Origin of the sequence: Agrobacterium sp. CMT1 (assembly GCF_037203725.1) — a bacterium.
GTDB lineage: Bacteria > Pseudomonadota > Alphaproteobacteria > Rhizobiales > Rhizobiaceae > Agrobacterium > Agrobacterium pusense.
In genome coordinates this window covers 94,982-120,420 of sequence record NZ_JBBCAR010000001.1, presented here as the reverse complement: position 1 = coordinate 120,420, position 25,439 = coordinate 94,982, and the positions used below count along the sequence as shown (strand labels likewise).

The window sequence follows — 25,439 nt, the reverse complement described above, 5'->3', positions numbered from 1 at the left end:
ATGAACGAGACAGTCAGACACGCCCATCCAAATCAACCGGTTTCCATTCCCGTGGAAGGCATGACCTGCGCTTCCTGCGTGCGGCGGGTGGAAACGGCCGCGGCCAAGGTGCCCGGCGTCATGTCGAGTTCCGTGAACTTCGCCACGAAGAAGCTTACGGTCGAGCCGGCTGAAGGTTTCTCAGCCAAAACGCTTGGCGCTGCGATCAAGAAGGTGGGTTACGATATTGCACCGGATCGGCATGAATTTACCGTCGAAGGTCTGCACAGCGATGCGGATGCGGCGCGGTTGAAGGCTGTTCTGGAAGCTGTCGCAACCACCATTAACGCCACTGTCGATACCGCAGCCGGCAAGGCCGCCGTGGAGACGATCGGCGGCCGGCGTGAACGGGACGCGCTGGTGGAAACGGCGAAACTTGCCGGCTTTGCATTGGCGACGCCAAAGCCGCACGACCATTCCTCCCATCAATCCCACAACAGGCACGAGGGGCATCACCACGGCCACAGCCAGATGGCGACGGCCGGTGAAAGTGGCGGCCATGACCATATGCACCATGCGGGCGAAGAGGGCGCGCTGAAACGCGACCTGACGATCGCCGCCATCCTGACGGCACCGCTTTTCGTGCTGGAAATGGGCGGCCATCTCTATGAGCCGATGCACCACTGGCTGATGGGCATCATCGACACGCAGAACCTCTATTATATCTATTTCGTGCTGGCGACGGCGGTGATTTTCGGACCGGGTCTGCGCTTCCTCAAGACCGGTTTTCCGGCCCTGCTGCGCGGCGCGCCGGAAATGAACTCGCTGGTGGCGTTGGGCGTTACTGCCGCCTATCTCTATTCCGTCGTGGCGACCTTCGCGCCCGACCTGCTGCCGGCAGAGGCGCAATTCGTCTATTATGAAGCGGCAACGGTCATCGTGACGCTGATCCTGACCGGACGGCTTCTCGAAGCCCGCGCCAGCGGCCGCACCGGAGACGCCATCCGTAAGCTGATGAGCCTGCAGGCGAAGACCGCCCGTGTAGAGCGCGATGGTGCCACCATCGATATTTCTCCTGACGATCTGGTGATGGGCGATATCGTCGTCATCCGTCCCGGCGAGAGGCTGGCGGTGGATGGCGAAGTTGTTGAAGGCTCGTCCTATGTCGATGAATCCATGATTTCAGGCGAACCGGTGCCGGTGGAAAAGACGGTTGGCGCTGCGGTCGTTGGCGGCACCATCAACAAGACCGGGGCCTTCAAGTTCAAGGCGACCAAGGTGGGCGCCGATACCATGCTGTCGCAGATCATCCGCATGGTGGAGGAGGCGCAGGGCTCCAAGCTGCCGATCCAGCTGCTTGTCGACCGGGTTACCGCGCTGTTCGTGCCCGTCGTCATTGCGATTGCGGTGCTGACCTTTATCATCTGGGCGATTTTCGGTCCCGAACCTGCCTATACATTCGCGCTGGTCAATGCGGTCGCGGTGCTCATCATCGCCTGTCCATGTGCCATGGGTCTTGCCACGCCGACTTCCATCATGGTCGGCACCGGTCGGGCAGCGGAGCTGGGCGTGCTGTTCCGCAAGGGACAGGCCCTGCAGGAACTGCGCTCGGCTGAGATCGTCGTGGTCGACAAGGCCGGCACCGTCACCAAGGGCCGCCCGGAACTGACCGATCTCGTGGTTGCGGAAGGATTTGTCGATAACGACGTGCTGGCGCTGGTTGCCGCCGTCGAGGGTCGCTCGGAACATCCGATCGCCGAAGCCATCGTCCGGGCTGCGGAAGATCGGGGGGTCGTAGCGGGAGAGGGACTTGAACCCCCAACCGTCGAGAACTTCGAAAGCGTGACGGGTTACGGTATCGCCGCCACCGTCAATGGCCGCAAGGTCGAGGTCGGTGCGGATCGTTACATGGCCAAACTGGGTCATTCGGTTGATGTCTTCGCCGAAGCCGCTGCAAGGCTGGGTGACGAGGGCAAGACGCCGCTTTATGCTGCCATCGACGGCAGGCTGGCGGCTGCGATCGCCGTCGCCGATCCGCTGAAACCGTCAAGTGTCACCGCCATCAAGGCGTTGCAGGCGATGGGCATCGAAGTGGCGATGGTGACGGGCGACAATGAGCGTACGGCAAATGCCATAGCCCGGCAGGTCGGTATTTCCCGTGTGGTTGCGGAAGTACTGCCCGAGGGCAAGGTAAAGGCAATCCATGAGATGCGGGCAGGCGGCAAGGTGCTGGCTTTCGTCGGCGATGGCATCAATGATGCGCCGGCACTGGCAGAGGCCGATATCGGCATTGCCGTCGGCACCGGCACGGATGTCGCCATCGAAAGCGCTGACGTGGTGCTGGTTGGCGGCGATCTTCTTGGCGCGGTCAACGCCATCGAGATGAGCCGCGCGACCATGCGCAACATCAAGGAAAACCTGTTCTGGGCCTTTGGTTACAACGTGGCGCTGATACCGGTTGCGGCGGGCGTGCTTTATCCGTCTTTCGGCATCACGCTGTCGCCGATGATCGGTGCGGGGGCGATGGCGCTGTCCAGCGTCTTTGTTCTCGCCAATGCACTGCGGTTGAAACGGGCGAAGGTCGCTCATCGGGAGGTGAAATCGTGAATATCGGCCAGGCATCGGAGGCATCGGGCGTTTCCGCCAAGATGATCCGTTATTATGAGCAGATCGGCCTCATCACCCCCGCCGCGCGCACCGGTAATAATTACCGCGTCTATGGAGAGCAGGATGTCCATAACCTGCGCTTCATCAAACGTGCGAGAACGCTCGGTTTTTCATTGGAAGAAACCGAGACGCTGCTGAAACTCTGGCAGGACAAGAGCCGTGAGAGTTCGGCGGTAAAGGAAATCGCGCTCGTCCACATCGCCGATCTCGAACAGAAGATCGCAGAGATGAAGAGCATGGTGAAAACGCTCTCCCATCTCGCCCATTGCTGCGGCGGCGACCACCGGCCCGATTGCCCCATCCTCGATGATCTCGCGGGTGCCGACAAGACAGACAGCAAGCCCGCCAGAACCCACTGAAAGAAAGCCGGTGCGAAAATATCGGCGCCGACCAATAGGAGAAATCATGACCCCAACCACCTTCCTCATCCCGGACATGACCTGCGGCCATTGCGAAAAGACCCTGCGCGGCGCACTTTCGGACGTCCTTCCCGACGCCGCCGTCAATATCGATCTTTCCACGCATAGGCTCACGGTAACGGGTGACGCCGCAACCGCGGAGGAAGCAATCCGCGAGGCCGGTTACTCGCCTGAACGGGCGGGCTGACGCACGTCGTTCCAGGAATGAAAAGGAAAGATATGCTGCTGAGTAGCATCATTTTTCCTTTGAAGGCAGAACTCCAATGTCCGTCTCGACCATCTCCTTCAATCCTATCGCGGCCTCGGCGACACGCTGCCGGAGGCATTCGAGCGGGCGGTCCTGCGCATCGGCGCTATTGAGGCGGATATGCAAACCCTCGGCAAGGCACCGTTTCACGGGACATTGATGCCTGAACTTTTGCCCGGCCTTCGTCGGGTCGCGAAAAATCAGGCGATCTTTCATTTCGGTGTTGATGACGGCGAGAAGACATTGCGTGTTCTCGCCGTCTTCTTCGGTGGGCAGGATCATCAGCGCCACATGTTGAAACGCCTCGCATCCGGCCTGACAAGCGGTTAAACCTCGTCGAACGCCCCGCCCTCGCGCGAGGGATTGCGGTTGATCACCCGTTCCTCCGCATCGTCGGGCAGGGCCTCGTCGCTTTCCTGATAGGGGTCGTCCTCGCTCTCGGCCTCTTCTTCCTCGATTTCCTGCTCGATGAATTGAGGAATTTCTCCCTTGGCGGGGAGGGCGTCGATGTCGAGGTCGAGCAGGTCTTCATCCATGGCGTCTTCGTTCGAGGGCAGGATTTTTTTGCGGTCCATGACGGTATCCTTTCTATCGGTTATTCGGCAAACGAGCGGAAACGCGCAGGGTTCCTGTCGCCTGCGAATTCCTTCGGATCGAGTGGCGCGAAAAAGCTGTCTTGACCTCAATGGCGCTTGAGGTTCTAGTTTGCCCGCCGTATCGCGAAAATCGAAAGGATGCGGCTTTGACGAGTATGGAAATGACGGAGAAAAACGGCTGGGGTGAATTGTTGAGCGGGACCAATCTCTCGCTTTTAACCGTCATCTCCTCCGGTATCGGCCTGCACGCTTTCAACCAGTTCGCGGTCGTCACGGCCTTGCCGGTGGCCGTGAATGAAATCGGCGGAGCGGCCTTTTATAGCTGGGCCTACAGTCTTTATTTCGTCGGTTCCGTCGCTGGCGGCGTCACCGCCGTGCTGTTTCGCGAACGTTTCGGCGCGCGCACGGTCCTGCTGCTGTGCTGCCTGATCTTTTCTCTGGGTTCCATCCTTTCGGCAATCGCCGACGACTTCTTGTGGGTCGTCGTCGGTCGCGCCTTGCAGGGTCTGGCGGACGGGTTGATCGTTGCCGTGTGCTACAGCCTCATTCCCGCCGGTTTCCGCTCCGGCCTGTTGCCGAAGGTCTTTGCCATCGAGGCGGCCATCTGGGCGGTCGCCTCGTTCATCGGCCCGCTCACAGGCGGTTTCGCAACCGAACATATCTCCTGGCGCGCCACCTTCCTGTTGTCGGCACCCCTGATTCTGTTGCTCGTGGCCTATACTGCCATTGCCGTCTCCGCCGAGCGACCGGTGGTGACGACGCGCAGGCCGCTGGTGCCGCTGGCACTCTGCCTCGTCGGCGCATTGGCGTTTTCCGCTCCCTCTGCCTTCGAGGATGCGAGCCTGCGCGCCCTGTCCCTGCTGGCGGGTGCAGCACTCCTGTGGGCCTCGCTCCGCGCCGGTACACGGCCTTCCGTTGGATTGTTTCCGAAGGATTCGTTTCGGTTGAAGACGGTGCTCGGCAGCGGCTTCTGGGTGCTGTTCCTGATGTCCTACGCCCACGCTCTCGGCAGCGTCTATCTGGCCTATGTCGCCATCAATCTCTGGCGTCATGAACCCACCTTCGCCGGTTTTATCGTGGTAACGATGCCGCTCGCCTGGAGCCTGGTGGCAATGCTGATTGGTAGCCTGCGCTCCGATCGCCTGCGCGAGGTTTGCCTGCATTACGGCCCGTATCAGATGGTGCCGGGCTGCATTTTGCTCGGGCTCGGGCTTTCGTCCGGCAGTTCGGTCGAAATGCTGCTTGGGCAAATCCTGATAGGATCGGCTTTCGGCATGTCATGGGCAGGTATCAGCCAGGCGGCCATGGAAGCCGCACCGGAGGAGGAACGCAAGATGACGGGCGCTCTGCTCCCCACGGTCGCGACACTGGGAGCCGCCGCCGGTGCGGGTGCAAGCGGCACCGTGGCCGCTGCAACCGATCTCGTGACGCAAGTCGATCGGGCAGACGTGACGATGCCGATAATGTATCTTTACGGACTTGGTGTCGTGGTGTCGCTGCTGGCGATCTTCACGGCAAGGGGGCTGCGCAGCGTGCGCTAGCGCCCCCGCCGCGGCCTGGTCAGGACTGGGTAGTGGCGATGGTGATCGCCGTCAGATAGACCACAAAGGCCATGACGGCGATCGCGCCGATGACGATGACGATACCCTTTCCGGCGCGCTTCTTCTCGGTCTTGTTCTCGTTGGCTTCCGTCGGAAACAGGATGGGATCGCTGGTGTCGCGGATTTTGGTCATGCCGTTTCTCCTTTCGGCGGAATTTTTCGGGCGTTTCTGGTCTATCAACCACCCAATCCGCCAAAAGGTTCCTTAGGGACGCAGCGCCCAGGTCGTGGCGTGGACCACCGCCCCGGGCTCGGCCTTCAAAAGAGCGGCGCGCACGGGCTCGAAGCCCTCGATGCGTTTCGTGCCGACATACCGTCCGCGATTGGCAAAAACCTCCATGGAGCCGTAATCCAGAAAGATACGGACGCGCGAGGCCCTTGCGCCTTTGGCAATGTAATGTGGGGAGGGGCCCTCCCGCCCATCCTCGTGGCGGATCCAGAGGCCCGTTTCGTCGCTGACGAGACCGAGCGTGACCGTCGGGTGATCAAGCGCGAGTTCGAAGGGCACCCCCGGCGACGCAAGCTCGATCAATATCTCCACTGCGCCGTTGATGAAGGTGACGCGCTCGCCGGCCGCAAGCCGGGTGCGGTCGAGAATGTGGCTGCGCAGGCTTTCGGCCGCGCCGATGGGTGGGGTCAGAAGCTCGCCATTCACATAAGTGATCCGGCGCGGTAACGTCATGGAGGTGGGGAAATCGATCTCGGGATTGGCGTCGGCCCAATTGGCCAGCCAGCCGATACCGATGATGCTATCCCCGTCCAGAAAGGCCTGAAAGGCATAATTATCGGTGCCGAAATCGAGCTCCTGACCGGATTCCTTGGTGAAGACCTTGCCGTCGAACCAGCCCACATCGGCCATCGTCAGGTTCTTGCGGCCTGTCTCGGGGTCTTCCGAGTGCATCAGTCCGTAGATCAGCACCCAGCGCGTGGAACGGGCATTGGCGGGGCCATCGAGCGGCAGCAGGCAGGGGCATTCGATGGCTGTGGTTTTATAACGCGTTTCCACCCAAAGCTTGCCCACATAGGTCCAGCCGGAAGCAGCCGTGGGGTCGAGCGTTTCGTAAAGCAGGATGACACCGCCGCCCTCGCTCTGGCTGCCGAGCACCATTTTCCATAAGCCATCGGGACCGCGAAAGACGTAAGGATCGCGGAAATCCGGCGTCAGCCCCTGTCCGTCCGGACGATGGCCCAGAATGACGTCTGCCTGCCCTGCCATGATGAGATCGGACGAGGTGGCGGTGAGCTGTATCTGCTGTTCGGGAATGCGGTCCTGCACCTGCTCGGTGAAGAACACGCGGATGCCGGTGCCTTCCACCAGCGGAATGGTGGAGCCGGAATAGGCGCCGCCGCGCTTGTCCGGACGGGTGGTCAGGTCTTCTGACGGAAAAAGGAAGATCGGCAGATGCCGCCAGCGAAGATAATCTGAGGAGACAGCATGTCCCCAATGCATGGTGTTCCACCGCAGCCCGTGCGAATAATGCTGATAAAACAGATGCGGACGGCCCTCGAAGCGGCCAAAGCCGTTCGGGTCATTCATCCAGCCGAAGGGCGGGCGGAAGTGGTAGCTGCCGGGAAGTTCCGGCGCGGCATTGTCAGGCTTGGTATGGACAACCGTGATGCCGGTTTCGAGTACATCCGATGCCGTGAACCAATAAATCACCGAAACGGCGGTGGTGACCGTGTCGTAACTCAGCTCCACATGGCCGCCGCCAAAAACCTGATAGATCCGAAACCCGTACTCTTCGGTGTTGACGCTTGAAACTTCAGCGAATTTTCCGTTTTGATTGGAGAAGGAAACCGCACCCGGCTCGCCGGCTTTTTTTGCCTTCAGCCAGACATGGAAGGTGGCATTGACGGGCAGATCGGTGTGAATGGTACGGATGGCGCTTTCCGGTTCGGCGGTTACGGCTTCAACGACGGTCATTGCTTTTCCTTTCCTTTCGGCATTCTGCGGGTCAAGCATAGGAACGATGATGGCGATGGAAAGTTCATTGCGCAAAATTGAATGAGGCGAAGGAGCGGAGCTTCGGCATTTATCGCTCGCATCCGCCGCCCTCCGGCCCCATATAGAGGCAAAGCAGGGAGTTTATCCGTGATGAAATTTGACAATTCCTATGCCCGCCTGCCGGAGCGTTTCAGCGCCGCGGTGCTGCCGACGCCGGTAAAGGCACCGCGCCTCATCGCCTTCAACCGTGGGCTTGCCGACGAGCTTCGTCTCGACGTCACCGGCCTTGACGATGAAAGGCTGGCGGCGATCTTTTCGGGCAATGTTGTGCCTCAGGGAGCCGAACCGCTGGCCATGGCCTATGCCGGCCACCAGTTCGGCGGTTTCGTACCGCAGCTGGGCGATGGTCGTGCGATTCTTCTGGGCGAGGTGATCGACAGGAACGGCAAACGGCGTGATATCCAGCTGAAAGGCTCCGGCCCGACGCCGTTCTCGCGCAGGGGTGACGGGCGCGCCGCGCTTGGCCCTGTGCTGCGCGAATATATCGTATCGGAAGCGATGTTTGCGCTGGGCATTCCCGCCACCCGGGCCCTGGCGGCTGTTCTCTCCGGCGAAAGGGTGCAGCGTGAAGTCGGCCTGCCGGGCGGCGTCTTCACCCGTGTCGCGGCAAGCCACATCCGTGTCGGCACGTTCCAGTTTTTCGCCGCGCGCGAGGATGACGAGGCAATCAGGAACCTCGCGGATTACGTCATTGATCGGCATTATCCCGAGGCGAAAGAGGCAGGCAATCCTTATCTCGCCCTGCTGCAGGGCATAGCGCAACGGCAATGCGACCTCATCGCCCGCTGGATGATGGTGGGCTTCATCCATGGCGTGATGAATACCGACAATATGGCGGTCTCCGGGGAGACCATCGATTTCGGCCCCTGCGCCTTCCTTGATGAATATCACCCCAACAAGGTTTTTTCCTCCATCGATGCGCAGGGCCGTTACGCCTATAACAACCAGCCCGGCATCGCCCAGTGGAACATCGCAAGGCTGGCGGAATGCCTGCTGCCGCTGCTCGATCCGCAGGTGGAAAAGGCCGCTGAACTCGCCAATGGGGTTCTCGCAGATTTTGCTGCCGCCTTTCCCAAACGCTGGCTTACCGGCATGCGCGCAAAACTTGGCCTGACGGCGGAGGAAGAGGGCGATATGGATCTGGTGCAGGGGCTGCTGGCGCTGATGCAGGCATCGGAGGCGGACTATACGCTGACCTTCCGTCGTCTTTCGCATGCCGTTAATGGCGACGCCGAGCCATTCCGCGGCATGTTCATCGATATTGCGGGCGCGGACGAATTTCTCGCCCGTTGGCGGGAAAGAGCCGGTCGGGAGGGGATTTCCGATTCCGAAAGATCGGCGGCGATGCTGTCAGTTAATCCCGCCATCATCCCACGCAACCACCGCATCGAGGAACTGATCGAGGCGGCAGTGGAGGAGGATGATTTCGAGCCCTTTCACGCCATGCTGAAGGCGATTGCGACGCCCTTCGAGGAGCAGCCGGATAATTTCGTCTATATGCAGCCGCCGATGAGCCATGAGCGGGTATTTCGGACGTTTTGCGGGACGTGACGACCTCACCGTCATGCCGGACTTGATCCGGCATCCAGCCGACGCGCGTCTGCGCGGCGAATAGAGTATTTCCAGCCCAAGGACTTGGGCTGGCTGGATACCGGCTCAAGGCCGGGATGACGGAATAATCTGAGGCCGGTAGCTCACCCCACCCGAGCCAGCGGCTCATGTGCACCATAATACCGGCCGAACCGGTTATTGAGGAACTTGGGCAGGTCCACTTCCTCCTGGCGCACGAAGCCCTTCTGCGGCAGCGTGCCTTCGGCAAGCAGATCGAGAACCGTGCAGATGCCTGAGGCGGTTGTGATCTGGATGGCGCTCATCATCCGGCCGGAAACGGGACCGGCATAGACCTTGTTGGCGTAGGTTTCCTGCAGGAAGCGGCCGTTACGGGTGCCGCAGACGGTGACGAAGACGATGACCACATCCTGCATGGTGCCGGGAAGGGCATTCTCGAACAGGTCCTTCAGCACATCGCGGCGATTGCGCAGGTTGAGATCGTTCAGCAGCGCCTTCATGATCGCGACATGGCCGGGATAACGGATGGTGCGGTAATTCATCGTCCGCACCTTGCCTTCCAGCGTGGCGCAAAGCGTGCCGAGACCGCCTGACGTGTTGAAAGCCTCATAGGTGACGCCATCGAGCGAGAATTCTTCACGCTCCTCAAGCGCCGGAACGGCGGTGAGGCGGCCTTCGACGATCGCTTCGCAGGGCTCGATATATTCGTTGATCAGCCCGTCCGTGCTCCAGGTGAGGTTGTAGTTGAGCGCATTGGACGGATATTGCGGCAGAGCGCCGACGCGCATACGCACGCTGTCCAGCTTGTCGAACTTGCCGGCAAGATCGGCGGCGACGATGGAAATGAAGCCGGGCGCGAGGCCGCATTGCGGGATGAGCGCCGTCTCCGCCGTTTCCGCCAATGCCTTGACCTTGCGGGTGGATTCCACGTCTTCGGTCAGATCGAGATAATGCGTGCCGACGGCAACGGCCGCTTCGGCAATGCCCGCCGTCAGGTGGAAGGGGGCGGCGGACAGCACGGCGAATTTGCCTTTTAGCAGTGCTTCCAGCGCCGGACGATCGGTGATGTCGACGATCTCGGTGTCGACGCGTTCGTGAGCAGGCACATTGGCCAGCTGGTCGGCCGAGCGATCGGCAACCGTGATGCGATAATCGCCTGTGGCGGCCAGCATCCAGGCGATGGCCGAGCCGATGTTGCCCGCACCTATGACGACGATGTTTTTCATGTTTTGTTCCCCGCAGAAAAATTCTTAGGGCACAATCATATTGCGGTTTCACTGCGATTCGGAGCTTCACTATGTGCAGATCGCTCGTTATTATTGAACGATAAGACGACAGGATTGATCACTATGACGATCACTGACAAGGACCGGGCGCTGCTGGCGCTGCTTTCCGAGAATGCCCGCATGCCGGTGGCGGAACTGGCGCGCAGGCTCGGCCTTTCGCGCACCACGGTGCAGGCCCGCATCGAGCGCCTGGAGGCAGACGGCGTGATCGCGGGTTATGGCCTCAGGCTTTCGGAAAGTTATCTTTCCGGGTTGGTGCGCGCGCATGTGCTCATCACCATCGGGCCGAAGGCTCTGCCAGCGGTGACTGCGGCGCTTGCCGCCATCAAGGAAGTGACGACGCTGCATTCGGTGAGCGGCACATTTGACCTCATCGCCATTCTGGCCGCCCCTTCGATTCTCGATCTCGACCGGCTGATCGACCGTATCGGCGCGCTCGACGGAGTAGAGCGCACGCTGTCATCGATCATTCTGTCGACGCGGATCTCGCGGTAAGAAGCGTTTGAAAGAGTGGAAGATAAGCGAAACCCACTTCCGTCATGCCGGACTTGATCCGGCATCCAGTCGATGCGCGTCTGCGCGGCGAACAGAGTCTTTTCAGCCCATGGACTTGGGCTGGCTGGATACCGGATCAAGTCCGGTATGACGGAAGCGATGGTCTGCAAAACGAAACAACAAAGGAGCTTGCCACTCCTATGTTTCTCTCGCTACGCGAAAGCGAAGCCGTCTAAACCACCGTCCGCTCATCATAAGCCCTCTGTGCCGCCATAACCGCGTCCATATTGCCCTCCGCCCAATGGGCAAGCGCCGCCACGGTGTCCGTCAGCGTGCGCCCCAGCGGCGTCAGTGAATATTCGACTGTGACAGGAACCGTTGGAAAGGCCTGCCGCGAAATCAGCCCGTCACGCTCCAGCTTCTTCAGCGTCTGCGACAGCACCTTCTGCGATATGCCCTTGATCTCGCGCCGTAACAGGTTGAAGCGAACGGCATCACGCCGCAGCTTGTCGAGGATCAGCAGCGCCCATTTGTCGGCGATCCTGTCCAGCACCATGCGGGTGGGGCAGCGGTCCTCATAAACGTCATAGATATTTGCCATCGATTTCACCCTGTTGTTTCAAGGCTATGCCGGTTTCCGCGAGGAAACCAGCTAACCGAAAAGTGCTCTCTTTTCATGATTTCTCTAACGCAGTATCTGTGTTTTCGAAACATGGTTTCCATTAGATACTAAGGAGATTTGAGATGGCAGGCGAGATACTCGTAATCGGTTCAACCGGCACCATCGGCACGCCGCTGGTCAGGGCACTGGTGGCCAAGGGCGAAAGCGTGAAGGCGGCGTCGCGCAGTGGCAGGGCGTCGGACGGCGCGGAAGGGGTGCGTTTTGATTATACCGACGTATCGACTTATGCGGATGCCTTCGACGGTGTTGACCGCCTGTTCCTGCTTCTTTCCGGCGGGCGTCTGGATGCCATCGACGCGCTGACGCCCGTTGTCGAGGAGGCCGCACGCCGGAAGGTGAAGATCGTGTTCCTCAGCGTTCTCGGCGTCGATGCCGACGATTCCATTCCCTATCGCCAGATCGAGCTGAAGATCATCGCGTCAGACACGCCTTACGTCATCCTGCGTCCCAACTGGTTTGCCGATAATTTCCACAGCTACTGGAAAGCCGGCATCGACCACGGCCAGATCGCCGTTCCGGCGGGCGAGGGTAAGTCAAGCTTCATCGATGTGCGCGATATCGCCGATAGCGCTGCCGCCGCGCTGACATCCACGGCCTTTGACGGCAAGGCCTTCAATCTGACCGGACCAAGGGCAGTTGGCTACGGCGAAGCGGCAGCACTGATTTCGCAGGCTATCGGCAAGCCAGTGTTTTATGCCGCCGTTTCGGACGAGGTCTTTATCGGCATCCTCACGGGTGCAGGTGTGCCGCAGGACTACGCGTCCTTCCTCGCCTCGATCTTCCATCCCGTTCGTGAGGGCTGGACGGCGGTGGTGACCGGCGACGTGGAAACGCTGACCGGCCATGCGCCGCGTTCGCTGGAGACCTATATCGCCGACAATCTGGACCGGCTTAAAGGCTGAGACTCAACAAGAGCCCGCCGCGCTTAAGCCGGATCGGTGGAGCCGCGGCGGGCCTTGAAGAACATTTTCAGCCGCTGGATATCCTCGGCATTCCAGCCCTGCGGCGCCGTCACCTCCGTCCAGGCATCGATGTAATGTTCCGGCGCATAGACATGGCCATATCCGATCGGCGCCGTGGTGGCGGCAGCAACATCGAGGCCGAGCTGCAGCAGGGTGACGACCGGGAACCAGCGGAAGGATGTGGAAACGTCTGGCCCGTGATGCACCATCCATTGCGGCCGCCGGTAAAGCGAGGCGGCTTCGAAGAAGGTGATGGGGTCGCTGGCATATTGCAGATAAACGATCCGCATCGGCCCCCAGGTCGCATCAGGCATATGCGCGGTGGTATATTGGTTGGCGAAGCGGATGACGGAGGAATCGCGGAAACGCGGCAGCCATTCCGGCGTGCCCTTCACCCGGCCATTGGTGGCCATGCGCCATGTCGGGCTGGAAAAAGGAGGGCCGCTCCACAGCGCGCCCTGAAAGGGGTCGGAGAGCACATCGTAAAGATCGGAGGACTTCTGCGAGTTGAGCGAACCGAGGCTCAAGCCGTGCAGATAAAGCCTCGGCCGCTTTTCCTTCGGCAAGGTGGTCCAGTAGCCATAAACGGCTTCAAACAAAGCGCGCGCCGTCTCGACGCCGTAATCCGGCTCCGTCAGCAAGGCTATCCAGCTTGATAGATAGGAATATTGCACGGCAACGCTGGCGATATCGCCGTCATGCAGATACTCGACGGTATCGAGCGCTTCCGGATCGATCCAGCCGGTGCCGGTGGGGATGACCACCAGGAGCACCTTGCGTTCGAAGCCACCGACACGTTTCAGTTCCTCAAGCGCCAGGGATGCCCTTTCATCCGGGGTCGAGGCGGAGTTCAAGCCTGCATAGACCCGGAGCGGCTCCTTGGCCGGGCGGTGGGTGAAGGCGGAAATGTCTGCGCTACGAGGGCCTTCAGCGACAAATTCGCGGCCGCGACGGCCGAGCGATTCCCATGTCATCAGCGACGCGCTGCTGCCGGTCTTGAGCGAATCGGACGGGCGCGGCACATCGGGTTCGATCAGCGCATCCACCTGTTTCAGCGAGGAATCGGCAAATCTGAGGCCGATGTCGAAGATCAGCCCGTTGAGCAGCATCCAGGACAGAATGATGGCCGCGGCGATGCCGAGCACATTGGCCAGCCGGCGCGGCAGGAAATGCCGGCTGCGCGTCGCAAAGAAACGGCGGATCAGCTGGAACAGCCGGCCTGCGCCGATGAGAATGGCAGCCACCAGTATGGCGATGGCGCCTGTCTTGGTGGGGTGCGCGCTGGGGAGCGGATCGAGCTCCATCAGCACGCGAATGGAGTTCTGCCAGTCTTTCGCCTGCCACAGAAACGCAATCGCCGTAATCGCGGCGGCAAGCGCAATGAGAAACCGAACGCCGCGGACATTATGACGCGAGGGTTCAGGCAGCTCCAGATAAGCCCAGATCGCATGAAGGGCGACGCCGATCATGTAACCGATCGCGAAAGAAAACCCGCACAGCACACCTTGCATCAGCCATGTTCGCGGCAGGAGCGATGGTGTGAGAGAAGCGCAGAAGAGAACCGTGCCAAAGACGATGCCGGTTGCCGAAAGACCCGCAAACAACCGCTCAACCCATTGTTTTACCAACTTGACTTGTCCCTTCTACTCACCGCCTGTGCTAAGTGTAATATGTGACGGACGAGGGTGCAAATCCCGTGATTAGGATAAAAATCACAGAAATAGGAAAATAATCCTTTACACCGTGACGGTGGTTTGATAGTGTTTGGCTATAGTCGGAGATTTGCGGCTGAACGGCAATGGTTGTCCTTGGGACCGCCCGTAGCGCTTTCCTCACCACCGTGTTCCTGTGCTTGTCACAGGAATGAGGGTGAGTGAGGTGCAAGCAAACTTGCCTTGTTCGCGGCCCCTCTTTATTTGTTCTTTCTCTCGCAGGCCAATCCCATGACAACGTCCAGCAATTGCGATCCGGCGCTCTACAGCGTCTGGCCGGAAACGCCCGCCTATGCGGCTGACGACATGCCGGAAGCCGCGCCCGAGACGAAGTCGCGGGCCGACAGGCTGGCCGCCGAAGATGCGGCGCGCAACGGCAGCCTGCGGCAATTGCTGAATGAGCTTACGGAGGAGATGCGCGAGCAGTTCTGCCTGTACCGCAATCTCCGCCAAGTGAGCGAAGCGGCATTTCTGGCGACAGCGGAGGATGCTTCGGGCAAGCTCGCGCGCGCCGATGTGAAGGCTGCGACGGACCAGCTGTCGCTGATCGTTCGCACGCTGGAGCGGATCGACGCTTTGCAACGGGTGCTGGCGGAAGAAAGGGAAGCTCTTTTCAGCGAAGACGAAACAGAGGTCGGGGATTACGAAGCGGCGGTGGCGCATTTCCTCAATCGCATCGATGAACTGGCTGAACAGAAATGCCGCGCAAAGATGGCAACCGATCCCGCTTGCAGCCCCTTCGCAGAAACCGACACATGACGGATATGTCGACCGGACCCCATCTGCCGGCGCAGGTTTTCAATCTTCTGCGCGACTGGCGTTTCATTGGCAACCTGCCGCAGCAGCCGCCGGAGGGCGACTGGCGGACATGGCTTCTGATCGGCGGACGCGGATCCGGCAAGACCCGCGCCGGGTCGGAGTGGGTTCACGCCGTCGCGTCCGCCGGCAGGCAATCGGATTTGCGCATCGCGCTGGTTGCCGAAACGCTGGGTGACGCCCGGGAGGTTATGATCGACGGCATTTCCGGCATTTGCCGTATTGCCCGCCGCCATCGTCCCGCCTTCGAGGTGTCGCGTCGGCGGCTGCTTTGGCCCAACGGGGCGATGGCGCAGGTGTTCTCATCGGAAGACCCGGAAAGCCTGCGCGGGCCGCAGTTCCACATGGCCTGGGCGGATGAGCTGGGCAAATGGAAATATCCACAGGAAACCTGGGACATGCTGCAGTTCGGCCTGCGTCTGGGTGAATTGCCAAGACAGCTGGTGACGACCACGCCACGGCCCATTCCATTGCTGAAGGCGCTTCTGGCCGATCCTTCGAGCCGGGTGGCCCGGATGCCGACGGCCATGAACGCGCGGAACCTTTCACCGGGTTTTCTGAAAGCCATGCAGGACCGCTACGGGGGCACGCGGCTCGGCCGTCAGGAAATTGGCGGCGAACTGATCGATGAGCGCGAGGGCGCGTTATGGAAACGCGCCGATCTGGAAGCGATCGTTGAGGTTGCGGCTGCGCCGCTTTCGCGGATCGTGGTGTCGGTTGATCCGCCAGCCGGCAGTGGTGAAAATTCCTGCTGCGGCATCGTCGTGGCTGGACTGGGCATGGCCGGGCGTCTCACGGTGCTTGCGGATTGTTCGGTGGAAGGCGAGACGCCGGCCGGCTGGGCTCGCGCCGTCGTCGCCGCCTTCCGCCGCCACGAGGCTGACCGCGTCGTGGCAGAGGTCAATCAGGGCGGCGAGATGGTGCGCGCCATGCTGCAGAGCGTAGACGCCAACCTGCCGCTGACGCTGGTGCGGGCAAGCCGCGGAAAGTTCGCCCGCGCCGAACCGGTCGCCGCGCTCTATGAGCAGGGAAGGGTGCGCCACGCCGCGCGATTTGAAAAGCTTGAGGACCAGATGACGGATTTCGGACCGGAAGGCCTGTCGACCGGGCGCTCGCCGGACAGGCTGGACGCACTCGTCTGGGCGATCACTGCGCTGACGACGATGGTGACCAGCGAACCGAAGGTGCGGGGGATGTGAGACGGTGATTTATTGGCTCCAGGGACCTAGAGCCAATAACGCCTCAAGCGTGCCGCCTGTTTCTCCTCCCGTTGGGCAGAAGGACCGCAACGCGGGATGAAGAGGCAACGGTCAAGATGTGCCGCGAGAGCATGGATGTCAGGACCTTGCCCCCTCGTCTGACCCTCGGGGCCATCTTCTCCCCAGCGGGGAGAAGAAAAAGTGAAGGACCCGCCCGATTTCGGGCGTCGGGCAAATATTATTTCTTCGGAGATTGCGCCGGCTTCGGCTGGGAGCCGGTTTCACGCATCTGGCGCCACTCGTTTTCGAGACGGTCATAAACGGTCTGGGGGATTGTCGCTGTCATGGTGGCATTCCTCCTTGAATGGTTAACGCTGCAGGATTGCGCGGTAAATGGAGTTAGCGCGCTAAGGTTCCGGAATTCAAGGAATTTTTTACTCCAAAACCCCGGTCCGAGGATTAAAATCGATTAAGGTTTTTTCAAATCGATTTAGTCCTGACGGACGTCAGGGGTCATGAACCCCAAGTCATATCAAGTGTCATATCAGGAGCAGGCCATGGTCTTTGACGAGGCGCGATTCGTCACGTCGGTGCGGAAATCCCTGTTCGGCGGGCGGCTGCAGACGGCGCAGCTTGCCGGGATGAAGACGATCCTGTCGGGCTTTGCGACGGCGCTACCCGGCGGCGATCCCCGGTGGCTGGCTTATATGCTGGCGACTGCTTTCCACGAGACCGCGGCAACCATGCAGCCGGTGCGCGAGACTTTGGCGACAACCGATGCCGAAGCGATCGCACGGCTCGACCGCGCCTTTGCCGCCGGCCGTCTGCCGATGGTCCGCAGACCCTACTGGCGGCGTGATGCGGAAGGGAAAAGCTGGCTGGGACGCGGCTTCGTTCAGCTGACCCATCGCCGCAATTATCAGACCATGTCAGTGCTGACGGGGGTGGATCTAACCGGCCGCCCCGCGCGCGCCATGGAAGCGGACGCGGCGACGGCTATGCTGATCCAGGGCATGGTGGCCGGCAGCTTCACCGGCAGACGTCTTGCGGATTTCTTCGGTGCAGAGCGCGAAGACTGGGATGCGGCGCGCGCCATCATCAATGGCAGCGACCGGGCCAGCCTGGTGGGCAATTATGGGCGCGCATTTCATCGGGCGCTTCTTGCGGCGCGGATTGAACCGGCGCGGCCCAGGTGATAACCCGTTACGCAGCGCCGAGAAGGCCGCCTTTGAATTTCGCATGACAGGTGACACCGTGATCCGCCATATCGTCTTTTTCACCGTTCCCGAGGAAAACCGCGACGCCGTCCGCAAGGGCCTTTCCGGCCTCACCGCGATTCCGCATGCGCTGAAGCTGGAAATCGGCGAGAATGTGAAGAAGGACCAATGGGGCAATTCCGTCGATTTCATCGTTTATGGCGAATTCGAAAACGAGGCGGCGCTGGCGGCCTACAAGGCCGATCCCGCCTATGATCTTTCCACCCGCACGGTGAAGCCGCTGCGGGAAACCCGCGTCGCCGCCGATTTCGACAGCGATACGGCAGTAAAAGCACCGATCCGGTAACGGTTCGGTTCAGCTGCGCAAGTGACGGGCATCTGCCCGTCGTCTGCCGAGAGCCGGCGAAAATCTTTTTCCGTTTGGGCTTTGAGTCCCGGTATCCCTTATTTCTGTGCCTGTCGCAGGAAACCAGCCGACGCGTGTCTGCGCGACGACAAGGCTCTCTTCGGCCCAAAGAGCTGAGCTGGATGGTTCCCTGTGACAAGCCAGGGATGAGGAACATCACAAACAAGGACACCGTCATGCGATTTCCCTTTTCCCTGCCGCGCAAGCGCCCGGCGGATGGCAACGCCATGCCCGAAAACCGGAAAATGGCTGGCGGCTTCATGGCCGTGGCCATGCAGGGCGGGCAGGCCTTCTGGTCCGGCCGGTCCTATGCGGCGCTTGCCCGTGAGGGTTTCATGAAGAATCCCGTAGCCCACCGGGCTGCCCGCATGGTGGCGGAAGCGGCCGCGTCGGTGAACTGGCTGCTTTACGACGGCGATGACGAGATAGGCGATCATCCGCTGCTGGCGCTTCTGGCGAGGCCGGGCGCCCACATGGGCGGGCCGGATTTCTTCGAGGCGCTTTATGGCCACCTCATGCTGGCCGGAAACGCCTATGTCGAGCCGCTTGTGATCGGCGGGCGGCTGCGTGAACTGCATCTTCTCCGGCCTGACCGGCTCAGCATTGTCGAAGGGCCGAATGGCTGGCCGGCGGCTTATGATTACCGCGCCGAAGGCCGGGCCACGCGGCGCATCGCCGCCGAGCGGGACGGGCTGGGGCTGCTGCATCTCAAACTGTTCCATCCGCTGGATGACCGGGTGGGGTTCGCGCCGCTCGCCTCCGCCGGCGCGGCGCTTGATCTTCACAACGCGGCCAGCCAGTGGAACAAGCGCCTGCTCGATAATTCCGCCCGGCCTTCCGGCGCGCTGGTCTATCAGCCGCGGGAAGGCGGCAATCTTTCCGCCGAACAATATGAACGGCTGAAGCGCGAGCTGGAGGAGGGCTATCAGGGCGCCATGAATGCCGGCCGGCCGCTGCTTCTGGAGGGCGGGCTGGACTGGAAGGCGATGGGACTATCGCCGCGCGACATGGACTTTCTGGAAGCCCGCAACGGCGCGGCCCGCGATATCGCGCTCTCACTCGGAGTACCGCCAATGCTGATCGGCATTCCCGGCGACAATACCTATGCGAATTACCAGGAAGCAAACCGCGCCTTCTATCGCCTCACCGTGCTGCCGCTCGTCAACCGCACGGCGGCGAGGCTTTGCGGCTGGCTTGCGCCGATCTTCGGCGTGGGCCTGCGACTGGAAGCCGATCTTGATCGGATTGCCGGGCTCGCGGGCGAGCGGGACGCGCTCTGGACACGCATCGGCGCAGCCTCGTTCCTGAGCGACGAGGAAAAACGCGAGGCCGTCGGTTATTGAACGGACGGCGTTTCTTTCGCTTTGACGGTTCAAGCATTGTCTGAAGAAGCGGATTCTCTTTGTGAGCTCATCCGTCCAAGCGATTCCGAAGATTCGTAAAATCACCCGGTGCAGGCGCGCAGGAAGCGGCTGCGTGCGACGCGGCGCGTCCGCCCGATGACAACATCCTAGAACGGAATGATTACCCATGTCTGAATTCGCCAATGAGGCCGGCATCTGGGCCGCCCGCATCACCGGCGCCGTGGCGGGCGCGGGTGTATCGCTCGTTTATCTCCTGCCGAAAAGCAAGCGCGAGGCCGCGAGCCGTTTTATCACCGGGGTCTCCTGCGGCATGATCTTCGGCGGGCCTATCGGCCTGTGGATCGTGCAGCAGCTTGATATTGCCGGCGCGCTTTCGGGTCGCGAAATCATGGTAGCGGGTTCCGCCGCCGCCAGCATGGGGGCCTGGTGGGGGTTGGGCGTGCTGGTGCGCATCGCCGACCGTTACAGCGCCCGCCCGCGCGCCTGATATTCCCCTCACATCGCAGGAGTTACCCATGCACGCCTATCGCGGGCCGCGTCCCGCCACGCGTAAATTCGCCAATCTGGAACTGCGCGGCATTGCCGGCGACGGCACTTTTTCCGGTTACGCCAGCGTCTTTGGCGAGATCGATCTCGGCCGCGATGTGATCGAGCGCGGCGCCTTCCGCCGCTCCATCGAGGAGCGCGGTGCGTCCGGTATCCGCATGCTCTACCAGCACGATCCGGCCCAGCCTATCGGCGTCTGGCGCACCATCCGCGAGGATGAGCGTGGCCTTTATGTGGAGGGTATCCTCACGCCCGGCGTCGCCCGGTCGAGGGAAGTCCATTCGCTGATGAAGACCGGCGCTCTGGACGGGCTGTCCATCGGTTTCCGCACGGTTCGTTCGAGTAGGGAAGGGCGTTCCGGCAAGGCGGCCCGCGCCGGCGTCCGGCGCATTCTGGAGGCCGATCTCTGGGAGATCTCCGTCGTGACTTTTCCGATGCTTCCCTCGGCTCGCGTCTCCGATGTCAAGCATGCCCGCTTCTTCCGCGACCGCGACACCGAACTGGTGCGCAGCATGCGCCGCGCCGCCCGTTCGCTTTTCGATACCGCCTTCAAACGCTGATTTCCGGACAAACCGCAACAAGGAAAACCACATGACAGAGCAGACAACGACACCGGCCCCGATGACGGTTGCGCCGCAGCTGAAGGCCGTCCCTGATACGATGACGGCCGCCTTCGACGAGTTCATGGAGGCCTTCGAAGCCTTCCGTGAGACCAACGATCAGCGGCTTGCCGATATCGAGCGCAAGATGGGGGCTGATGTCGTGACCCGCGACAAGCTCGACCGCATCGACAGGGCGCTCGACGACAACCGCAGGCTCATGGACGATCTGGCTTTGAAGAAGGCGCGGCCCGCGCTCGGCCGGAAGGACGCGCTGTCGCAGGATGCCGAAGAGCACAAGACCGCTTTCGAGGCCTATATCCGCCGGGGCGAGGAAGCCGCGCTGCGAGATCTCGAGGCAAAGGCCTTTGCCGGCTCGGCCGGGGCGGACGGCGGCTTTCTTCTTCCGACCGAGACGGATGGCGAGATCGGCCGGCGTATGACGGCGATTTCGCCTGTCCGGGCGCTCGCCACGGTGCGACAGGTTTCCGCTGCCGTGCTGAAAAAACCCTTCGCCGCCGGCGGGCTCGCCACCGGCTGGGTTTCGGAAACGGCGGCGCGCCCGGAAACGGCGACGCCGAAACTGTCGGAGCTTTCTTTCCCGACCATGGAGCTTTATGCCATGCCTGCCGCCACCCAGGGCCTGCTGGACGACGCGGCGGTCGATATCGAGGCGTGGATCGCATCCGAGGTGGACATCGCATTCGCCGAACAGGAGGTGGCGGCTTTCGTTGGCGGCGACGGCATCAACAAGCCCAGGGGGTTCCTCGCCTATACGACCGTTGCCAATAACGACTGGAGCTGGGGCAATATCGGTTATGTCGCGACCGGCGTATCGGCGGGCTTTTCCTCCGCCGGTCCCATGGACGTGCTGCTCGACGCCATCTATGCGTTGAAAGCCGGCCATCGCCAGAACGGCACCTTCCTGATGAACCGCAAGACGCAGGGTGCGCTTCGACGCTTCAAGGACACGACCGGCGCCTATCTTTGGCATCCGCCGGCTGCCGTCGGTCAGCCCGCCTCGCTGATGGGCTTTCCGGTGACGGAAGCCGAGGACATGCCCAATGTGGCGGCCAACAGCTTCGCCATCGCCTTCGGGGATTTCCGCGCCGGTTACCTCATCGTTGACCGAACCGGCGTCCGCATCCTGCGCGATCCTTATTCGCCCAAACCCTATGTGCTTTTCTACACCACCAAACGCGTGGGCGGCGGCGTGCAGAATTTCGAGGCGATCAAGCTGGTGAAGTTCGGGGTGAATTGAACCTCGACGGTGCCGCGCGTTTCTTCCCCCGCCGATGCCCGACAGGGCAGATGAGGGGGCAAGCTCTCGGTTTACCCTGACCCTTGCCCCCTCAACCCGCTGCCGCGACCTTCTCCCGGCGGGAAGAAGGCGAAAGACACAGCCGCTCGCCCTAATCTCCGGAGACCCCATGACCTATGCCCTCATCCATCCGCCGCAGGCGGAGCCGTTGACCCTTGCCGACGTCAAGGCGCATCTGCGTCTCGACAGCGGTGACGAGGACACCTTGCTTGCCGCGTTGATACGCGCGGCCCGCGAGCATCTGGAACGCACCACCGGGCTGTGCCTCCTGCGCCAGACCTGGCGGCTTTATCTTGATCGGTGGCCCGAAACGGGCGTGATTCTGATTGGCAAGACGCCGGTGCAAGCCATCGAAACGATTCTGGTTTTCGACGGGCAGGGGCACGCGGCAGACATCACCGCCACCGAAAAGCTGCTCGACGGCGCGGCGTGGCCGGCACGGCTGTGGCTGCGCGAACCGCCGGCCCCGGAACGAGAGCTGAATGGCATCGAGATCGATTTCACCGCCGGTCATGGCGAGGCCGCGACGGATGTGCCCGATACGCTGAAACGCGCCATGCTGATGCATGTGGCGCAGATGTTCGCCTTTCGCGGCGCCGTCGCGCCGGAAAACCAGCCGGCCGCCGTTCCGGCTGGTTATGAGCGGCTGGTGTCTCCTTTCTGCCGTCTGGGGCTTTAGGCCATGAACCTCGTCTTTCTTGATCCTGGCAGGCTGACGGCGCGACTGGAACTGGAAGTGCGGTCGGAAACGCCTGATGGACAGGGCGGCGCCGCCGAAAGCTGGAAGGCCGTGCGCGCGTTGTGGGGCGCCATCGAGCCGGTTTCCGAAGCCTCGCACGAGCGGGCTTCGGCCGAGGGGGCGACGATTACCCATCGTGTCTGGCTCGCCTGGCGCAACGACATCGACATCAGCACCGGGATGCGCTTTCGCAAGGGTTCCCGCATCCTCAACATCCGAACGGCGATGGATCCTGACGAAACCCGCCGCTTCATCGTCTGCCGTTGCGAAGAGGAAGACCGATGAGCGCCGCGAACCCGCTTCTTCAGGCGATCGTCGCAAAGCTCGCTGGCGATGCCGAATTGGCAGACCTCAACCCCGGCGGCATCGTCGACCGGCTTCTGACGCGTGGCCTTTTGCCATGTATTGTCTTCGACGAGGTCGAGACCCGCGATTATTCGACGGCGACGGAAAGCGCGGAGGAGCATTTTCTGACGCTGCAAATCTGGGGTGATGCCAATCGCCGCAGATCCACGAGTGAGATCGCCGCAAGGGTAAAAGCGCTGCTTGATGATGCCGCGCTGCCGCTCGTCGGCTTTTCGCTCGTCAACATGCACATGCTGTCCAGCCGCTCCCGCCGTGAGGCGAAGTCGCGGAACTTCGTCCTTGAAATGCGGTTCAGGGCGGTAACGGAATGAAGGGCCCTACGCTCTCTGGCCGGCCACGGTTTTCCACAGCAGGATCAGCAGCAGCAGCGAAAGGGTGATCAGGATGGAAGCGATGCCAAGCATCGCCGCCACACCGCCGCGATCGAGCGCCATGCTGAAAATGACAGGTGCAAAGGCGATGGCGAGATTTTGCGGAAGCGAAATCCGTGCGGCCTGAAGGCCGTATTGCTGCGGAGAAAACACTGCAAGCGGCAGAACGGCGCGGCTGACCGTCAGCACACCCGCGCCAAACCCGAACAGGGCGATGAAGCCGGCAAAGGCTGGTATGGCCGGAGAAAAGACGAGCAGGACCAGAAAGGATGTCAGCAGAAGACAGAGGCCGATCAGGCAGGTGATGAAGGGATTGCCGCGTTTTCCCAGCAGGAAATCTAGCCCGCGCGCGGTAATCGCCAGCACGCTGCGCACCGATGCCAGCTGGATTGCGAGCGCTTGCGATGCGCCTGAATGCACGAGAAGCAAAGGCAGAAGCGGCGAGAAGCCAAAGGCGGTGAAGGCACTGAGCGTGGTCATTGCCGCCAGAAGCAGGAAGGCGCGCCGCGTATCCAACGGCGAGGCCGGGATTTCACCAGGATGCGGGCGCTGGCCTGGATTGCCGCCCTTTCTCTTCGGAAGAACGAAGAGGTAAAGCGGCAGAAGCAGGAACAGCTGCAGACAGCCGTAGAGGATGAGGGTGCCGCGCCAGCCGAGATGCTGCTCCGCAAAGGCTGTAACGGGCAGGAACACGGCCGCCGAAAGGCCGGTAAAGACCATCAGCAGCGTCAGGGATCGACCGCTTTCCGCCCCGACGCGCTCCACCACGGCGGTGTGTGCCGCCGTTGTCAGCCCGCAGGCGCCGGCAAAGCCCATCACCGCCCAGCCCAGCAGATAGCTTGTCACGCCGCCTGCAAAAGCAAGCAGCGCAAAGCCGCAGGCAAAAAGCAGGGTGCCGCTGACCAGCACCGGCGCTGCGCCGTGGCGCACAAGCATCCGCCCGAGCAGCGGCCCGCAAAGCGCACTGATGGTCATCATCACGGTCAGGCCCGCAAAAACGACTTCGTTGGCGATGGCGAGTTCGCTGCCCATTCGTGGACCGAGAATGGCCAGCATGTCGAAACCGGAACCCCAGCTGACGACCTGCCCAAGCGCCAGCACGCCGATAAGGCGTGTACGGAACGTCGGGGAAGCAGCATCGGACATGGCAAGATCGCACAATGCGAGGGCAAGGAACATTTTTGGTCGCAGGCCCGCAACACCCTGCAACCGCAATCGAAACGGAAGGAAACAGGATGGTGGCGCAGAAGGGCAAGGATTTTCTGCTGAAATTCAACAATGCCGGAACATATGTCACTGTTGCCGGGCTCAGAACGCGGCGGCTGGCCTTTAACGCCCAGGTGGTGGACGTTACCGATGGGGAAAGCGTCGGGCGCTGGCGCGAGTTGCTGGCGGGTGCCGGCGTGCAAAGGGCCGCGCTGACGGCGTCAGGCATATTCAAGGATGCGGCGAGCGATGCGCTCGTGCGCGGCGCGTTTTTCGCGGGCACCATTCCCGGCTGGCAGATCGTCATACCCGATTTCGGCACGATTATCGGGCCGTTCCAGATCGTGGCGCTGGAGTATTCCGGCCGTCACGATGGCGAAGTGCAATTTGAGATCGCGCTGGAATCGGCCGGTCTTTTGACCTTTGGAGCGCTGTGATGCCGCAAGGGTTGCGTTACGGGCGGGCGAACCGCCATCGCGGCGAGATCGAAGCGCTGTTCGACGGCGAGAGGCGCATATTGTGCCTGACGCTCGGCGCGCTTGCCGAGCTCGAAACCGCCTTCGAAGTCGACGACCTGACAGCGCTCGCCGAACGTTTTGCGAGCGGACGCATGAAGGCCACCGACATGATCCGGGTGATCGGCGCGGGGTTGCGCGGCGCCGGCAATGTTTTTTCGGATGAGGATGTTGCCAGCGCCACGGTGGAGGGTGGCATTGTCGGCCATGCCGCCATCGTCGCCGAACTTCTGACCGCCACCTTCGGCGGTTTGAAAGGGGAGACGCCGCGGGACCCCTGAATGCCGCAGCAGGCGATGCGACGCCGCGCCCCTTTCCCTGGGATGCGGTTCTCCATGCGGGTTTCTGCCTGCTGCGGCTTTCTTCCGAAGTCTTCTGGCGGCTGACGCCCAGAGAGTTTTTCGCCATGACGGGCGGCGTGCGCTCCGGTTCACACGGCCCCGATCGACAGGAGATGGAGGCGATGATGCGGCGTTTTCCCGACAGGGAGGCATCCGATCATCGTTTCGCGAAGATGTTTTAATTCAAATACTTGAAGCTCCAGTTTGAATCGG

Annotated in this window: 29 protein-coding genes; 21 read left to right on the top strand and 8 right to left on the bottom strand. The window is 61.6% G+C overall.

Annotated features, from left to right (window positions below; translation table 11 throughout):
• The 3 genes from WA845_RS00700 to WA845_RS00690 are packed head-to-tail and all read left to right on the top strand — an operon-like array spanning position 1 to position 3,252.
• Positions 1 to 2,586 carry a heavy metal translocating P-type ATPase gene (locus WA845_RS00700; protein WP_337322145.1) on the top strand — a complete coding sequence of 862 codons (2,586 nt, stop codon included), beginning with the start codon at positions 1 to 3 and terminating at the stop codon, positions 2,584 to 2,586.
• Positions 2,583 to 3,005: a Cu(I)-responsive transcriptional regulator gene (gene cueR, locus WA845_RS00695; protein ID WP_004440702.1), complete on the top strand. Its 423-nt coding sequence runs from the start codon at positions 2,583 to 2,585 to the stop codon at positions 3,003 to 3,005. Before WA845_RS00700 ends, cueR begins: the two co-directional genes overlap by 4 nt.
• 46 nt (positions 3,006 to 3,051) lie before the next feature.
• Entirely contained in the window at positions 3,052 to 3,252 is a 201-nt protein-coding gene (locus WA845_RS00690) for a heavy-metal-associated domain-containing protein (protein WP_006700082.1), read from the top strand.
• Positions 3,253 to 3,300: 48 nt separating this feature from the next.
• Here WA845_RS00690 and WA845_RS00685 read toward each other — a convergent pair whose 3' ends face one another.
• The gene (locus WA845_RS00685) at positions 3,301 to 3,603 is read right to left on the bottom strand and encodes a hypothetical protein (protein WP_162719116.1); all 303 of its coding nucleotides are present in this window, start codon (positions 3,601 to 3,603) and stop codon (positions 3,301 to 3,303) included.
• A gap of 35 nt (positions 3,604 to 3,638) precedes the next feature.
• Positions 3,639 to 3,887 (bottom strand): hypothetical protein, encoded by a 249-nt coding sequence (locus WA845_RS00680; RefSeq protein WP_004440706.1) that lies wholly within the window; start codon positions 3,885 to 3,887, stop codon positions 3,639 to 3,641.
• A gap of 176 nt (positions 3,888 to 4,063) precedes the next feature.
• Here WA845_RS00680 and WA845_RS00675 point away from each other — a divergent pair, with 176 nt between their 5' ends.
• Positions 4,064 to 5,449 (top strand): MFS transporter, encoded by a 1,386-nt coding sequence (locus tag WA845_RS00675; RefSeq protein WP_337322165.1) that lies wholly within the window; start codon positions 4,064 to 4,066, stop codon positions 5,447 to 5,449.
• A 19-nt stretch (positions 5,450 to 5,468) separates the two neighbouring features.
• Here the strand turns inward: WA845_RS00675 and WA845_RS00670 are convergent, their stop codons facing one another.
• Positions 5,469 to 5,642, bottom strand: coding sequence for a hypothetical protein (locus tag WA845_RS00670; RefSeq protein WP_004440709.1), 174 nt, complete (start codon positions 5,640 to 5,642; stop codon positions 5,469 to 5,471).
• A gap of 72 nt (positions 5,643 to 5,714) precedes the next feature.
• Positions 5,715 to 7,433 (bottom strand): glycoside hydrolase family 32 protein, encoded by a 1,719-nt coding sequence (locus tag WA845_RS00665; protein WP_004440712.1) that lies wholly within the window; start codon positions 7,431 to 7,433, stop codon positions 5,715 to 5,717.
• 171 nt (positions 7,434 to 7,604) lie between these two features.
• On the opposite strand from WA845_RS00665, the gene WA845_RS00660 reads away from it, so the two are divergent.
• Positions 7,605 to 9,065: a protein adenylyltransferase SelO family protein gene (locus tag WA845_RS00660; protein ID WP_112553502.1), complete on the top strand. Its 1,461-nt coding sequence runs from the start codon at positions 7,605 to 7,607 to the stop codon at positions 9,063 to 9,065.
• Between the two features lie 143 nt (positions 9,066 to 9,208).
• Here WA845_RS00660 and WA845_RS00655 read toward each other — a convergent pair whose 3' ends face one another.
• Complete coding sequence (locus WA845_RS00655) at positions 9,209 to 10,309, bottom strand: saccharopine dehydrogenase NADP-binding domain-containing protein (RefSeq protein ID WP_112553504.1); 1,101 nt, start codon at positions 10,307 to 10,309, stop codon at positions 9,209 to 9,211.
• A gap of 123 nt (positions 10,310 to 10,432) precedes the next feature.
• On the opposite strand from WA845_RS00655, the gene WA845_RS00650 reads away from it, so the two are divergent.
• Positions 10,433 to 10,864 carry an Lrp/AsnC family transcriptional regulator gene (locus WA845_RS00650; RefSeq protein ID WP_004440719.1) on the top strand — a complete coding sequence of 144 codons (432 nt, stop codon included), beginning with the start codon at positions 10,433 to 10,435 and terminating at the stop codon, positions 10,862 to 10,864.
• 232 nt (positions 10,865 to 11,096) lie between these two features.
• On the opposite strand, the gene WA845_RS00645 is transcribed toward WA845_RS00650, so the two are convergent.
• Positions 11,097 to 11,465, bottom strand: a complete 369-nt coding sequence (locus WA845_RS00645) for a winged helix-turn-helix transcriptional regulator (protein WP_037091555.1) — start codon at positions 11,463 to 11,465, stop codon at positions 11,097 to 11,099.
• Positions 11,466 to 11,608: 143 nt separating this feature from the next.
• Here WA845_RS00645 and WA845_RS00640 point away from each other — a divergent pair, with 143 nt between their 5' ends.
• A complete protein-coding gene (locus tag WA845_RS00640) occupies positions 11,609 to 12,448 on the top strand; it encodes an NmrA family NAD(P)-binding protein (RefSeq protein ID WP_112553508.1) in 840 nt (279 codons plus the stop codon).
• Between the two features lie 23 nt (positions 12,449 to 12,471).
• Here the strand turns inward: WA845_RS00640 and WA845_RS00635 are convergent, their stop codons facing one another.
• On the bottom strand, positions 12,472 to 14,112 hold the full coding sequence (locus WA845_RS00635) for an alpha/beta hydrolase (RefSeq protein WP_162719125.1): 1,641 nt from the start codon (positions 14,110 to 14,112) through the stop codon (positions 12,472 to 12,474).
• A 339-nt stretch (positions 14,113 to 14,451) separates the two neighbouring features.
• Here WA845_RS00635 and WA845_RS00630 point away from each other — a divergent pair, with 339 nt between their 5' ends.
• The 11 genes from WA845_RS00630 to WA845_RS00580 all read left to right on the top strand — a co-directional run bounded on the left by WA845_RS00630 (position 14,452) and on the right by WA845_RS00580 (position 23,104).
• Positions 14,452 to 14,979: a hypothetical protein gene (locus tag WA845_RS00630; RefSeq protein ID WP_006700089.1), complete on the top strand. Its 528-nt coding sequence runs from the start codon at positions 14,452 to 14,454 to the stop codon at positions 14,977 to 14,979.
• On the top strand, positions 14,976 to 16,235 hold the full coding sequence (locus WA845_RS00625) for a DNA-packaging protein (RefSeq protein WP_022555855.1): 1,260 nt from the start codon (positions 14,976 to 14,978) through the stop codon (positions 16,233 to 16,235). The genes WA845_RS00630 and WA845_RS00625 overlap by 4 nt, the downstream gene beginning before the upstream one ends.
• A gap of 557 nt (positions 16,236 to 16,792) precedes the next feature.
• Positions 16,793 to 17,431 (top strand): hypothetical protein, encoded by a 639-nt coding sequence (locus WA845_RS00620; protein ID WP_112553512.1) that lies wholly within the window; start codon positions 16,793 to 16,795, stop codon positions 17,429 to 17,431.
• A 58-nt stretch (positions 17,432 to 17,489) separates the two neighbouring features.
• Entirely contained in the window at positions 17,490 to 17,798 is a 309-nt protein-coding gene (locus tag WA845_RS00615) for a Dabb family protein (protein WP_006700091.1), read from the top strand.
• A 236-nt stretch (positions 17,799 to 18,034) separates the two neighbouring features.
• The gene (locus tag WA845_RS00610) at positions 18,035 to 19,201 is read left to right on the top strand and encodes a phage portal protein (RefSeq protein ID WP_112553623.1); all 1,167 of its coding nucleotides are present in this window, start codon (positions 18,035 to 18,037) and stop codon (positions 19,199 to 19,201) included.
• A 187-nt stretch (positions 19,202 to 19,388) separates the two neighbouring features.
• The gene (locus tag WA845_RS00605) at positions 19,389 to 19,709 is read left to right on the top strand and encodes a DUF6107 family protein (protein ID WP_003509186.1); all 321 of its coding nucleotides are present in this window, start codon (positions 19,389 to 19,391) and stop codon (positions 19,707 to 19,709) included.
• A 28-nt stretch (positions 19,710 to 19,737) separates the two neighbouring features.
• Positions 19,738 to 20,328, top strand: coding sequence for an HK97 family phage prohead protease (locus tag WA845_RS00600; protein ID WP_004440741.1), 591 nt, complete (start codon positions 19,738 to 19,740; stop codon positions 20,326 to 20,328).
• Between the two features lie 31 nt (positions 20,329 to 20,359).
• Positions 20,360 to 21,628 (top strand): phage major capsid protein, encoded by a 1,269-nt coding sequence (locus tag WA845_RS00595; protein WP_112553514.1) that lies wholly within the window; start codon positions 20,360 to 20,362, stop codon positions 21,626 to 21,628.
• 169 nt (positions 21,629 to 21,797) lie between these two features.
• Positions 21,798 to 22,367, top strand: a complete 570-nt coding sequence (locus tag WA845_RS00590) for a head-tail connector protein (protein WP_112553516.1) — start codon at positions 21,798 to 21,800, stop codon at positions 22,365 to 22,367.
• Between the two features lie 3 nt (positions 22,368 to 22,370).
• On the top strand, positions 22,371 to 22,712 hold the full coding sequence (locus WA845_RS00585; RefSeq protein WP_112553518.1) for a phage head closure protein: 342 nt from the start codon (positions 22,371 to 22,373) through the stop codon (positions 22,710 to 22,712).
• On the top strand, positions 22,709 to 23,104 hold the full coding sequence (locus WA845_RS00580) for a tail completion protein gp17 (RefSeq protein WP_112553520.1): 396 nt from the start codon (positions 22,709 to 22,711) through the stop codon (positions 23,102 to 23,104). Before WA845_RS00585 ends, WA845_RS00580 begins: the two co-directional genes overlap by 4 nt.
• 6 nt (positions 23,105 to 23,110) lie before the next feature.
• On the opposite strand, the gene WA845_RS00575 is transcribed toward WA845_RS00580, so the two are convergent.
• Positions 23,111 to 24,310, bottom strand: coding sequence for an MFS transporter (locus WA845_RS00575; RefSeq protein ID WP_162719126.1), 1,200 nt, complete (start codon positions 24,308 to 24,310; stop codon positions 23,111 to 23,113).
• 89 nt (positions 24,311 to 24,399) lie between these two features.
• Between WA845_RS00575 and WA845_RS00570 the strand changes: the two genes are divergently transcribed.
• From WA845_RS00570 to WA845_RS00560, 3 genes are read left to right on the top strand one after another with little or no spacing between them, the layout of a single operon-like run.
• Positions 24,400 to 24,807 carry a phage major tail protein, TP901-1 family gene (locus tag WA845_RS00570; protein ID WP_112553522.1) on the top strand — a complete coding sequence of 136 codons (408 nt, stop codon included), beginning with the start codon at positions 24,400 to 24,402 and terminating at the stop codon, positions 24,805 to 24,807.
• Entirely contained in the window at positions 24,807 to 25,166 is a 360-nt protein-coding gene (locus WA845_RS00565; RefSeq protein ID WP_077986779.1) for a gene transfer agent family protein, read from the top strand. The genes WA845_RS00570 and WA845_RS00565 overlap by 1 nt, the downstream gene beginning before the upstream one ends.
• Positions 25,163 to 25,408, top strand: a complete 246-nt coding sequence (locus WA845_RS00560; protein WP_077986780.1) for a rcc01693 family protein — start codon at positions 25,163 to 25,165, stop codon at positions 25,406 to 25,408. The genes WA845_RS00565 and WA845_RS00560 overlap by 4 nt, the downstream gene beginning before the upstream one ends.
• The last annotated feature ends 31 nt before the right edge of the window (positions 25,409 to 25,439 follow it).